Below are 12824 nucleotides of genomic sequence, written 5' to 3' on the forward strand. Positions count from 1 at the left end.
GACGCCGCGCGCAAGTGCAAGTGGGAGCAGAAACAGATGACGACGCCCCGATCAGCAGTGACCCGAAGCCCCCTCTTCCGGCATTTGGATGGGAAGGGTGTGTCCCATGCCTGATTCGGCGCAGAACGGAACCGGCAGCGCCCTCGGCAAGGCCCTTGCGGTGCTTGAGGTTCTGTTGGACGAACCGTCGGCCCTGTCCCTGGGTGATATCGCCGCGCGCACGGATCTGCCGCGCCAAACCGTTCACCGCATGGTCAAGCAGCTTGAGGAAAATGCCCTGTTGCGCCGCGATCCCGGCGGCGACAGCTATTCCGTCGGACCGCGCATGATCGAACTGGGGTTGCAGGCGTTGACCGCCAGCACCCGCGCCGCACCCGTGCGCCGGGTGCTGCAGAACCTGGTCACGGGCCTGGGTGAAACCTGCAACCTTGGCGTCTTGGCCCGCGACGAAGTGGTTTACGTGGAGCGTGTGGAATGCGATTGGCCGCTGCGCATCCAGTACGGCGTCGGATCGCGTGTGCCGCTTCACGCCACCGGCATCGGCAAACTTCTGTTGGCTCATCTGCCGGCCCGCGAACGGCGCCGGCTTCTACGTGTGCTACCGATGACCCAATTGACCGACCGCACGATTACGGATCCTGACCGGCTGGAAGACGAACTGGCCGCCATCCGGCGCCGGGGCTATGCCGCCAACGATCAGGAAAACACCCCTGGCCTGATCGGTGTGGCCGTACCAATCCGCAATCCCAAGGGCCGGGTCATCGCCGGATTGGCCGTGCATGCGCCCGAGGCCCGTCTGCCCATGGCGCGCGCCCTTGAGCATCTGGCGCTTCTGAACGAAGCGGCGGCGGAACTGGAATCTTTTTTTGCCGAAGACCTGGAAGGTCTTCAGTCCCTTACAGCCGAGGCCCTTGACGGCACGCGGCAGAACAACACAGGAAGGATGCAAAGATGACATCGCTTGAACAATCAATCTCCCGTGGTGGTCAGGACGACGGCATTCGGCTGCGCCCCGTGTCGGACGCCATCGGCGCCGAGGTCTTGGACGTCGATTTGTCGGCCATGGATGATGCCCTGTTTGACAAGGTTCATGCCGCCTGGATGGACCATTGCGTGCTGCTGTTCCGCAATCAGGTGAACATGACCGACGACGCCCTGGTTTCCTTTTCCCGCCGTGTCGGGACGCTGGACCAGGCGCCGCCCAACGAAAACGGCAAGCGTTTCGTCGCGGGTTACCCGGAAATCCTGGTGATCTCCAACGTCGTTGAAAATGGGGTCGCCCTGGGGTCCCTCGGTGCCGGGGAATCCGTGTGGCACACGGACATGAACTATATCGCGGAACCGCCGACGGCGAGCCTGCTAGGGGGCATGGAAGTGCCGGAAACCGGCGGCAACACGGGTTTTCTCAACATGTACAAGGCGCTCGACGATCTGCCGGCGGACCTGCGCGCGCGCATCAAGGACCGCCAGATCAAGCATGACAGTTCGACCAATTCGGCGGGCTACCTGCGCGAAGGGGCGAAAGAGGTCACGGACGTGACGACCTGTCCCGGCGCGGTGCACCCCATCATCCGCACCCATCCGGTGACCGGGCGCAAGGCGCTTTATCTGGGCCGCCGCCGCAACGCCTATGTCGTCGGTCTGCCGCTGGAAGAATCCGAAGAACTGTTGGATGCGCTGTGGGCCCATACGGCCCAGGAAAAGTATTACTGGCATCATAAATGGCAGGTCGGTGACGTGGTGATGTGGGACAACCGCTGCGCCATGCACCGCCGCGATCCCTTTGATGCCTCAGCCCGCCGCGTCATGCACCGGACCCAGATCAAGGGCACCAAGCCTGTTTGATTCCGCGCTTCGCCGGCCCGTTGGCCGGACTGCCAAGACCCTAGGAGAACATGAATGACTGCCACCGCAGAAAAAGTGGCCGATACCGGCCCTGAACAGGTTATCGCCGGGCTGATGACCCGCGCCCGCGCCGCCATGGAGGCCTTTGCGGATGCCGACCAGGCCCAGGTGGACGAGGCCGTGACCGCCCTTGCCTGGTCGATCTACGAGCCCGGCCGGGCTGAGGAACTGGCGAGGATCGCCGTCGAAGACACGGGCCTCGGCAACGTCAAATCCAAGATCATCAAGAACCAGCGCAAGACATTCGGCTGCCTGCGTGACCTGATGCGGGTGAAGACCGTCGGCGTGATCGAGGAAAACAAGGCCAAGGGCCTGATCAAATACGCCAAGCCGGTCGGCGTCGTGGGCGCCGTCAGCCCCTCGACCAACCCGGCGGCGACCCCGGTCAACAAGGCCATGTTCGCGATCAAGGGCAAGAACGCGGTGATCGTCGCGCCGTCGCCGGCGGGCATGAAGACCACGACCATGACCGTCGATTACATGCGGGCTGAATTGAAAAAGGTCGGGGCCCCGGAAGACCTGGTGCAGGTTCTTCCCGCCCCGGTGAACAAGGAACTGACCCAGCGCCTGATGGAGGCCGTCGATCTGGTCGTCATCACCGGATCGCAGAACAACGTGCGCCGGGGCTATTCCTCGGGCACGCCCTGCATCGGCGTGGGGGCCGGGAACGTGCCGGTCATCATCGACGACACGGCGGACTTCAAGGACGCGGCGGAAAAAATCCGCATGTCCAAGATCTTCGACAACTCGACCTCCTGCTCGTCGGAAAACTCCGTCGTTATTCTCGATAGCGTCTACGACGAAGCGATCGCGGCGCTGAAATCCGTCGGCGCCTATGTCTGTTCGGCCGAGGAAAAAGCCAAAGTCAAAGACACCCTGTGGCAGGACGGGCACCTTAACCGCCGGGTCATCGCCAAGGATCCGGACATCTTCGCCAAGGAAGCGGGCCTGCCGGAAGAAGCCACCAAGGCCGATTTCTTCATCGTTGAGGAACCGGCGGAAAACGTCGGTAAAGAACACCCGTTCTCCGACGAAAAGCTGTCCCTGGTTCTCACCGTCTACCGTGTGCCCGATTTCAAGGCGGCCAAGGCGCAGGTGCAGAAGATTCTCGACTTCGTCGGCATGGGCCATTCCGTCGGCATCCATACCAAGACCCAGGAACACGCCGACGAACTGGCCGCGGACCTGAAGGTCGTGCGCGTGTTGGTCAATCAAGCCCATACCTTCGGCAACGGCGGCAGTTTCACCAACGGGCTGGAATTCACGCTGACCATGGGCTGCGGCACCTGGGCCGGGAATTCCATTTCGGAAAACCTGAACTACAAGCACTTCATCAACATCACCCACCTGGTTCGGGAAATTCCCGAGGACAAGCCGTCGGAAGACGAACTTTTCGGCGCCTACTGGACGAAATACGGCAAATGAACTTCGAGGAACATGCAGGTAAGCCGCTCCTGAAAGCGGCTGGAATTCCCGTGCCTTCGGGCGGGGTCGCGACAACGGCGGATGAGGCGGCGGACATCGCCGCGCCGCTTGGCAAAGTGGCCGTGAAGGCCCAGGTGCCCACGGGCAAGCGCGGCAAGGCCGGCGGCATCAAGATCGCCGACGACGCGGCGGCGGCCAAGGCCGCCGCCAGCGCGATCCTCGGCATGACCATCGGCGAACACGTGGTGGAAAAGGTCCTGATAGAACAGGCGACCGCCTTCACCCGCGAATTCTACGCCGCCGTCATCAACGATCCGGAAACCAAGGGTCCGAAGATTCTGTTCTCGACCCTGGGCGGCATGGATGTCGAGGAAGCGGCGGAGCAGGACCCGAACGCCATGCGCGGCCTCGCCGTCGACATTCGCAAGGGCCCGGCCCTGGCCGACGTCAAGGCCATGCTGGCGGGCGCGGACCTGGGCGGCGTCCAGGATGCCGTCGCCGACCTGCTGATGAAGCTTTATGACGCCTATGCGGCCAACGATGCGGAGCTGATGGAAATCAACCCGCTGGCCGTCACCGAAGCGGGTGGGCTCATCGCGTTGGATTGCAAGTTCACCATGGACGACAGCGCGATCCCGCGCCATGCGGAAACGGCTAAGTCCGGCACGCCCGACAAGCTGACGGGCTTGGAAGCCAAGGGCAAGGAACTGGACCTCAAGTACATCGAACTGGAAGGTGACGTTGGCGTCATCGCCAACGGCGCCGGCCTGACCATGACCACCATGGACGTGGTCCGCCATCACGGCGGCACGCCCGCCAACTTCCTGGAGATCGGTGGCGAGAGCTATACCAAGGGCACGGAAGCCCTGTCCCTGGTGCTCGACAATCCCAAGGTGAAGTCGTTGGTCATCAATTTCTGCGGTGCCTTCGCGCGCACGGACGTCATGACCGACGGCATTCTCAAGGCCTGGGAAGAACTGAAACCGACCCTGCCGACCTTCTGGTCCGTGCACGGCACGGGCGATGTCGAGGCCGTGGCCATGTTGAAGGAACGGATTGGGGTCGACCCCCTGCCGGATATGAGCGCCGCCTGCAAGGCGGCCGTCGAGGCGGCGAAGAACGCAGGAGATGCCAAATGATCATTCGCGGAACACATCGGGTGATCGTCCAGGGCATCACCGGCAAGCAGGGGACCTTCTGGTCCGAACGCATGATGGAATACGGCACCAAGATCGTCGGTGGCGTGAACCCGAAAAAGGCCGGGACCGAACATATCGGCGTGCCCGTGTTCGGCTCCGCCGTGGACGCCATGAAAGGTTTGGACGGCGGTTTCGACGTCTCCATCCTGTTCATCCCGCCCATGGGCGCCAAGGCGGCGGCGTTGGACGCCATCGAGGCCGGGGCCAAGGCCGTGGTCTGCCTGACCGAACACATCCCCGTGCAGGACGTGATGTACATGATGGCGGCGGCCAAGGAACGCGGCGTCAAGATCATCGGCCCCAACACGGCCGGCGGCGTGACGCCGGGCGAATGCTTCACCGGTTTCATGCCGGCCTTCAACGAAAAGATCTTTCGGCCCGGCAATGTGGGCATCATTTCCCGCTCCGGCTCGCTCGGCACCCTGATGTGCCTGAACGTGGTGCAGGCCGGGTTCGGCATTTCCGCCTTCATCGGCATCGGCGGTGACCCGATCATCGGCACCACCACCCGCGACGCCCTGGAAGCCTTGGATGCGTTCGAGAAAACCGACGCCGTGGTGATGGTCGGTGAAATCGGCGGCGCCATGGAAGAACACGCGGCCGAATATGCCGCGACCATGAACAAGCCCATGGCCGCCTTCATCGCGGGCGGGGCTGCCCCCGCGGGCAAGAAGATGGGCCATGCCGGCGCCATCGTCATGGGCAACAAGGGCACGTACCAGTCCAAGGCAGACGCGTTGTCGGCGGCGGGCGTGGCGATCCTGGACACACCCATGGATGTGGGCCCGGTCTTGAAGGAACGCATGGGTTAAGGGTAAACATCGGGGCGCGACCCGAAAAATATAAAGGAAGACGCCCCGATGACCCCGCCCGACGGCCCCGGCCAGATGACCGACCACCCGATTTCCTCCGACACCATCCGCGTTCTGGGGGACCGGCGCTCCATCCGTTCCTAGTCGGAGAAGGAAGTGACCGACGCCCAGGTCACGGCGATCCTGGAGGCCGCGCGCCGGGCGCCGACCTCGGGCAATCTGCAGGCCTATTCCGTGGTCGTCGTGCGCGACCCGGAGACCAAGGAAAAGCTGGCCAAGATCTCCGGCGGTCAGAAGCATATCGAGACCTGCCCGGTCTTCCTCGCCTTCGTCGCCGACCTGACGCGGATTGAGACGGCGTTTCAACGCCACGACGGTGACCTGGATGACAACAACCTGGAAATGGGTCTGATGGCCTCCATCGACGCCTCCCTGGTCGGCATGGCTGCCTACGTGGTGGCGGACAGTTTGGGCATTCAGGGCGTGATGATCGGCGCCATGCGCAACGATCCCGAAGCGGTCGCCGAACTTCTCGGCCTGCCTTTCCGCACCTATGTGGTGTTCGGCATGTGCCTGGGCTATCCGGCGGAAGCACCGAAGCAGAAACCCCGCATGGCCGCCGAGGGCATCATCCATTACGAACGTTACGACGCGGACAAGGCGCTTGCCGTGGTCGATACCTACAATGCCGAATTGAAGGCCCATTACGAATCCGTGGGCAAGCCGACGGCGGACGACTCCTGGTCCGCCGATGTCGACAAGAAATACGCCCAGCGCCCCCGCGACCATCTGCGGGATGCCTTGAAGAAACGCGGTTTCGATTTCCGCTAGGCGCTGTAAATAATCGCGAGTCCAATCCTGGAAACGCGGGCAATGCGTGGGTTCATTTAGATATGCCCTACGATATCAACGAGGAAGAAAATGGTCTTCTGATTGAGGTCACGGGCTTTGCCGTGCCTTTTGAGTTCGCGGATTGTGCGGCCCAGCTTGCTGCACATCCCTGCAGACAGTCGCATCATTATCACCTGTTTGATTTTTCGGGCATCGACCAGGACAGCCAGTTCGCCCTTACCGATGCCATCGGCGCAGACTATGCAAAGAGGTCGCGTGCCATCCACGGTGACACATTGATGCCGTATATGACGGCGCTTGTATCGCCCCACTCTAAAATCCAGCTCGTTTTCCAGGCATTCATGGACGCAGCCCCCCGCCCCCCCGGCCACGAACTCCGGCGGTTTACCACCTTGAAGCAGGCGCGGACTTGGATCAGGGAACGGCTTGCCGGAGATGGTTCCGAAAACGCGGGTTGAATTTCCCGCCCCGTGGGCCATGTTTGATCCTTCGCGCAGGCCATCATCATCCCGGGGCATGCCATGACCGCAAATTTTCTCGTCCAGGCCGCGGTCTTCCTTGCCGCCGCCGCCATCGCCGCCCCCATCGCCAAGAAGCTGAACATTTCGTCGGTGCTGGGCTATCTCGCCGCCGGGGTGCTGATCGGGCCTTACGGGCTGGGTTTCGTCTATTCCGTCTATCAGGTTGAAAGCATCCTCCACATCGCCGAATACGGCGTGGCGCTGCTGCTGTTCCTGATCGGCCTGGAACTTCGGCCCAAGCGTTTGTGGACCATGCGGCAATCCATCTTCGGTCTGGGTGCCGGGCAGGTCGCCGTTTGCGCCCTGTGCCTGACCCCTCTGGCCACCCTGTTCGGCATTTCCTGGGACAAGGCCGTGTTCGTCGCGCTGGCGCTGTCCCTGTCGTCGACCGCCTTCGTCCTTCAGGTGCTGGAGGAAAAGGGCGAACTGACCACCCGCCACGGCCGCGCCGCGTTCTCCATCCTGTTGTTCCAGGATCTGGCCGCCATTCCGCTGATCGCCATGATCCCGTTGTGGGGGGCGGGCGCACCCGGATCGAGCCTGTCGCTGATTGATGCAACCTTTGCCATCGGTGCGATCCTGACCGTTGTGGTGGTTGGGCGTTATCTCCTGTCGCGGCTGTATAAGCTGGTCGCCATGACCGGCGTGCGCGAAGCCCTGACGGCAAGCGCGCTTCTGACCGTGGTCGGCGTGGCCCTGCTGATGGAAGCGGTCGGCCTGTCGGCGGCCCTGGGGGCCTTCCTGGCCGGGGCCTTGCTTGCCGATTCCCCCTACCGCCATCAGATCGAAGCCGACATCGCGCCTTTCGAGGGCCTGCTGCTCGGCCTGTTCTTCACGGCCATCGGCATGGCGCTCAACCTCAACCTGTTGGCCGACCAGACGTTGGTGATCCTGGCCGGCGTGGCGGGTCTGGTCGCCGTGAAGGCGAGCGTGATCTTTGTTTTGGGCCGCATGCGCGGGCTCGACACCCCGGCCGCGCGGCGGCTCGCCATGGCCGTGTCGCAGGGCGGGGAATTCGCCTTCGTGCTGTTCTCCACGGCGCTGGGCGCCAATGTGATCGAACGCGATCTGGCCGAACTGCTGTCGGTCATCGTGACGCTCTCCATGCTGTCGACGCCGCTGCTGCTGGTCGCCGACGGCCTGATCGCCCGCCGCACCGAGCAGTCATCGGATGCCCATGACGACATGCCCGAGGAAATAGGCCATGTGGTGATCGCCGGGTTCGGGCGGTTCGGCCAGATCACCGCCCGCGTGCTGAGCGCCCGGGGAATTCCCTTCATCGCCCTCGATAATTCCCCGGAACAGGTCGATCTGGTCGCCCGTTTCGGTAGCCGGGCCTATTTCGGCGACGCCAGCCGCCTGCATATTCTGGAGGCGGCGCAGACGCGCAAGGCGCGGGCCTTCGTGTTGGCGATCGACGATGTGGAGGCCTCCGTCCGCACGGCGGAAATCGTGCGCCGCCATTTCCCCGATGTGCCGGTGTTCGCCCGTGCCCGCAACCGACAGCACGCCCACCGGTTGATGGATTTAGGGATCAAGCACATCCGCCGCGAAACGTTCCTCTCGGCCCTCGACCTGACGCGGGAGGTTTTGGGCGGGCTCGGCTTCTCGAATGCCGAAATCACGAGCATGACCGAGGCATTCCGTCAGCACGACGAACAGCGCCTGTTCGAGGATTACGCCGATTACACGGACCAGCAAAAGCTGCAGGTCAAGGCGCGCAAGTACCATGAGGAATTGGTCGACCTGTTCCGCCAAGCCGAAGCGGGCCTGGGGGCGGAGACGCCCGAAGACGGCAAGGACAAAGCCTGATCAGTCCTGGGGCTTAGTCGGGGAATTCCGGTTCCGGCGGCGTCTTTCCCAGAATGATGTCCGACGCTTTTTCCGCGATCATGATGGTCGCGGCGTTCAGGTTGGCGGACGGCATGTTGGGCATGATCGAGGCGTCGACCACGCGCAGCCCCTCCAGCCCGTGCAGGCGCAGCTGATCGTCCACCACCGTCGATTTGTCCGTGGCCGGGCCCATGCGGCAGGTCCCCATGGGGTGGAAGGTGGTGGTGGCGCGGATCTTCGCCGCTTCCATCAATTCGTCGTCGGACTGCACATGGTCGCCGGGGAATTCCTCGCCGTCGAAATACTTGGCCATGGGGGCCGAGCGCAGGATGCGGCGGACCAGTTTCATGCCTGCCAGCAAAACCTGGCGATCGGTCTCATGTTCCAGATAGCGGGGGTTGATGACGGGCTTGTCGAAGGGATCGGTGCTGACGGCCTTCACATATCCGGTGCTTTCCGGGCGCTGCTGCCAGGAGGCGACGGTCATGCCGGGAAATTTGTCGAGCACGGTCTGGCGGCCGGATACGTAGCTTGCCGGGGTGAAGGTCAATTGCAGGTCCGAATTGGCGATGGCCGGGTCTGAGCGCCAGAAGGCATAGACCATGGTCGCCTGCAGGCCAAGCACGCTGGGCTTGCCCAGCAGCCATTTCGCCACCTCGGGCACCAAGCCAAGGCCTTGGGCGCGCTGGTTGAGGCTACCCACGTTCTTGACCCGGGCCGTGAAGCGCGGCGCGTAATGGTCGCGCAGGCCCTGGCCCACGGCGGGCAGGGCATGGTGGACCTTAATGCCGAGTTCGCCCAGATGGGCCGGGTCGCCGATCCCGGACAGTTGCAGAAGTTGCGGCGAGTTGATGACCCCGCCGGACAGGATGACTTCTTTGCGCGCGGCAATCTCATGCGGCCGGCCGCCGCGTCCGCCCTTCAGGTAGCGCACGCCGGTGACCCGTGTGCCGTCCATCACCAAGCCCGTGGCATGGGCGCTGGTGATGACGTTCAGGCGGCCCTCCTTCATGGCGGGGTGGAGGAAGGCCCGGGCGGCGCTCATGCGTCGGCGGTTGTGGATGGTGCGTTGGGTATAGGCCACGCCTTCCTGATTGGCGCCGTTGTAATCGGGGTTGCGCGGAATGCCGCAGGCTTCCGCACCGTCCATGAAGGCTTCGCAGAGCTCATGGGTCAGGTCCGTGTCGGTGACGATCAGCGAGCCGTCGCGGCTGCGGAATCGCTCGTCGGCCTCGCCGATGCGTTTTTCCGAGCGCTTGAAATAGGGCAGCACATCCGCATAGCCCCAGCCCCGGTTGCCCATCTGGGCCCAGGAATTGTAATCCTCGCGGTTGCCGCGGTTGTAGACGTTGCCGTTGATGGACGACGATCCGCCCAAAGTCTTGCCGCGCGGCACGGGAATGGCGCGGCCTGCGGTCCATTCCGTCGGCTCCGTCTGATAGCGCCAGTTCAGGGTCTTGTGGTCCAGCAGCTTCATGAAGCCCGCTGGGATATGGATCAGGGGGTTCCAGTCCGGCGGCCCGGCTTCCAGCACGCAGATCGAATTCTTGCCGTCCGCCGAAAGCCGGTTGGCCAGCACGCAGCCCGCCGATCCGGCGCCGATAATGATGTAGTCGTATGTGTCCATAAGGGGTCTTCAACTTGGATGGGAAACGGATGCGGGCTTTGCGCCGCTTGAAGCCCCTAGAAAACCCCATCACGGCGGGGCGCGGCAAGGGGCAATTCAGCATATAGGCGTCCAGAATTTTCCGTGCCAATATCGCGGGACCACTTGGGGCTTCCGCCGTGCCGCCGATTTCCGATAAGAACACGCCCGTCCGTTTTGCCGATCCGCTGCCCGACGCGGCGGACGTCGTCGTCATCGGCGCCGGGGTGGCGGGCACGGCGACGGCCTATTTCCTGGCCCAGCGCGGACAAAAGGTCGTGCTGTGCGAAAAGGGCCGGGTCGCGGGCGAGCAGTCGTCGCGCAACTGGGGCTGGATCCGCCAGCAGGCCCGCGACCTCGCCGAACTGCCGATCATGATCGAAGCCAACCGCATCTGGCAGGGCCTGGCGGCGGAAACGGGGGAGGCGGACCTGACCTTCACCCAGGGCGGCTGTCTTTACCTTGCGACCACCCAGGCCGAAATGGCGCGCTACGAGGGCTGGCTGGACCGGGCCAAGGTTTATCAGCTGGATACCAAGCTGCTGTCGCCGGATGACCTTCGAAATCTCTACCCTGGGCTTCCCGGCAAATATACGGGCGGCATGTATACGGCCAGCGACGGCCGGGGCGAGCCCTTCGCCGCCGTCCCCGCCCTGGCGCGGGCGGCGCAGCGGTTGGGCGTCGCGGTGGTCGAGGATTGCGCCGTGCGGACCCTGGACGTCACCGGCGGGCGGGTTTCCGGCGTGGTCACGGAGAAGGGCCGGGTGGCCTGCGGTGCCGTGGTGCTGGCTGCGGGTGCCTGGACGACCCATTTTGCATCCAACGTCGGGGTCGACGTGCCGCAGCTGGCCGTGCGCTGCACCGTGGCGCGGACCGAGGCCGCGCCTAAGCTGTTCGACAACCAGCCCGACGTGCCCAATATCCGTGACGTGGGATTTTGCCTGCGGCGGCGAGCCGACGGCGGCTACACTTTGGCCACCGGCACCCATGCGGATCATTACCTGTCGCGTAAGTCGTTCAAGTACGCGAGCAAGTTCATCAAGGCCATGGGAGCGTCGTGGCGGGATATCCGCCTGCATGTGGGAGCACCCGCGGGCTATCCCGGCGCCTGGGGCATGCCGACCCGGTGGTCCGGCGATGAGGTCAGCCCGTTCGAGAAGACCCGCGTGTTGAACCCGGAGCCGACCCCGGCGGAGGTCCGCCGCCTGGAGGACCGCATGGCCAAACGTTATCCCGCCCTGGCGGGTGTCAAACTGGCCGAGGCCTGGGCCGGGATGATCGACGTCACCCCCGACGTGGTGCCGACCCTGGGTGAGGATCCGGCGCTGCCCGGCATGTTCATCTGCACGGGCCTGTCGGGCCATGGCTTCGGCATCGGCCCGGCGATCGGCCGGGTCATGGCCGACATGGTGGTCGGGCGCGACCCGGGCCATGATGTGACGCGGTTCCGCGCGGACCGCTTCCGCGACGGCAGCCCCATCGTGCCCGGGCCGTACCTGTAAGGGCTAACCCCGCGCCTTTATATCCGCCCGCGCCTTGGCGATCACGCCCGGATACTTCTTGCCCGGATAACGCGGCGCCTTGTCCAGATCGGCGAAGCCGGGGATGGTTTCCATATGCTTGACCATGCGGTCGCGCATCTTCTGGTCGGGCAGGGGGCCTTTCAGCGCACCGATGTTTTCCGACGCATGGTCCGGATTGGCCGTGGCCGGAATGGCCGCCGTGATCGCCGGATGGGAGACGATCCATTTCAGGAAAAACTCGGCCCAGTTGGTGGCGAACTCCTTGGCGAAATCGGGCACCGAATGGCCCTCGACCAGCTTGAACAGGCGGGCCTTTTCGAACGGCATGTTGACCAGCACGGCGGCGCCCACATCGGCGGCGGCGGGCAGGATCTTCTGTTCGGCCAGGCGGTTGAAGATGGAATAGTGGACCTGAACGAAGTCGGGCTTACCCTTGCGGATCCAGTCATGGAGAAGGTCGAAATAGGGCGGTTCGTGATGGGTGATGCCGACGTGCTTGATGTGGCCTTCCTTTTGCCAGACCTTGAGGATCGGCAGGATCACCGCGATGTTGGTCAGGCTGTGGACCTGCATCACGTCGAACTGCTTGCGCCACAGGCGACGGCGGGATTCGTCCAGGCTGCGCTGGGCGTGGCTGTCGTCGAACAGGAACTCTCCGGTCGACCAGATTTTGTTGGCGATGAACAGCTTGTCGTTGATGTCGAGGGCCGAGGCGGAATCGCCAAGGGTCAGTTCGCCCGTGCCGTACAGCGGCGAGGTATCGACCACCCGTCCGCCGCCGTCGTAGAACCGTTTGAGAACCTCGCGCAGATGATTGCGCGGCTCACCCGGGATGGTGTCGTAGACAAGATAGGTACCCATGCCGATGGCAGGCACTTGCTGCCCGGTCTTGCCGATGGTCTTCATGATCGCGTCGGCGGGGACGGTGGCGCGTGCCGGGGTACCGCCGATCGCCAGGCCGGTAGGCAGGGCGGCCGCCGCCAGGCCCAGGCCCACGGCTTTCATTACGTCGCGGCGCGAGGCCACGGGCTTCAGGGAAATGTCGGAATTGGTCATCGTTGGCTACTCCCATAGGTGGCTGATCGCGGCAATCGGATGCCGCGTTGTGC

At 63.9% G+C, this 12824-nt stretch carries 11 protein-coding genes; 9 read left to right on the forward strand and 2 right to left on the reverse strand.

What is annotated here, in order from left to right; translation table 11 throughout:
* Positions 1–106 precede the first annotated feature (106 nt).
* The 8 genes from KFF05_02705 (at position 107) to KFF05_02740 (ending at position 8526) form a co-directional block, all read left to right on the forward strand.
* Positions 107–955 carry an IclR family transcriptional regulator gene (locus KFF05_02705; protein ID UTW52305.1) on the forward strand — a complete coding sequence of 283 codons (849 nt, stop codon included), beginning with the start codon at positions 107–109 and terminating at the stop codon, positions 953–955.
* The gene (locus KFF05_02710; GenBank protein UTW52306.1) at positions 952–1845 is read left to right on the forward strand and encodes a TauD/TfdA family dioxygenase; all 894 of its coding nucleotides are present in this window, start codon (positions 952–954) and stop codon (positions 1843–1845) included. The genes KFF05_02705 and KFF05_02710 overlap by 4 nt, the downstream gene beginning before the upstream one ends.
* A 54-nt stretch (positions 1846–1899) precedes the next feature.
* Positions 1900–3330 (forward strand): aldehyde dehydrogenase family protein, encoded by a 1431-nt coding sequence (locus KFF05_02715; protein ID UTW52307.1) that lies wholly within the window; start codon positions 1900–1902, stop codon positions 3328–3330.
* Positions 3327–4469: an acetate--CoA ligase family protein gene (locus tag KFF05_02720; protein UTW52308.1), complete on the forward strand. Its 1143-nt coding sequence runs from the start codon at positions 3327–3329 to the stop codon at positions 4467–4469. Before KFF05_02715 ends, KFF05_02720 begins: the two co-directional genes overlap by 4 nt.
* Positions 4466–5341: a succinyl-CoA synthetase subunit alpha gene (locus KFF05_02725; GenBank protein UTW52309.1), complete on the forward strand. Its 876-nt coding sequence runs from the start codon at positions 4466–4468 to the stop codon at positions 5339–5341. Before KFF05_02720 ends, KFF05_02725 begins: the two co-directional genes overlap by 4 nt.
* Before the next feature lie 156 nt (positions 5342–5497).
* Positions 5498–6172, forward strand: coding sequence for a nitroreductase family protein (locus KFF05_02730; GenBank protein ID UTW52310.1), 675 nt, complete (start codon positions 5498–5500; stop codon positions 6170–6172).
* Between the two features lie 62 nt (positions 6173–6234).
* Entirely contained in the window at positions 6235–6651 is a 417-nt protein-coding gene (locus KFF05_02735) for a hypothetical protein (protein UTW52311.1), read from the forward strand.
* A gap of 63 nt (positions 6652–6714) precedes the next feature.
* On the forward strand, positions 6715–8526 hold the full coding sequence (locus tag KFF05_02740) for a monovalent cation:proton antiporter-2 (CPA2) family protein (protein UTW52312.1): 1812 nt from the start codon (positions 6715–6717) through the stop codon (positions 8524–8526).
* A 13-nt stretch (positions 8527–8539) separates the two neighbouring features.
* Here the strand turns inward: KFF05_02740 and KFF05_02745 are convergent, their stop codons facing one another.
* On the reverse strand, positions 8540–10174 hold the full coding sequence (locus tag KFF05_02745; GenBank protein UTW52313.1) for a GMC family oxidoreductase N-terminal domain-containing protein: 1635 nt from the start codon (positions 10172–10174) through the stop codon (positions 8540–8542).
* A gap of 158 nt (positions 10175–10332) precedes the next feature.
* Between KFF05_02745 and KFF05_02750 the strand changes: the two genes are divergently transcribed.
* On the forward strand, positions 10333–11694 hold the full coding sequence (locus tag KFF05_02750; protein UTW52314.1) for an FAD-binding oxidoreductase: 1362 nt from the start codon (positions 10333–10335) through the stop codon (positions 11692–11694).
* A 3-nt stretch (positions 11695–11697) separates the two neighbouring features.
* On the opposite strand, the gene KFF05_02755 is transcribed toward KFF05_02750, so the two are convergent.
* The gene (locus tag KFF05_02755; GenBank protein ID UTW52315.1) at positions 11698–12771 is read right to left on the reverse strand and encodes an aldo/keto reductase; all 1074 of its coding nucleotides are present in this window, start codon (positions 12769–12771) and stop codon (positions 11698–11700) included.
* Between the last annotated feature and the right edge of the window lie 53 nt (positions 12772–12824).

Source organism: bacterium SCSIO 12827, assembly GCA_024397995.1.
Lineage (GTDB): Bacteria > Pseudomonadota > Alphaproteobacteria > Rhodospirillales > Casp-alpha2 > UBA1479.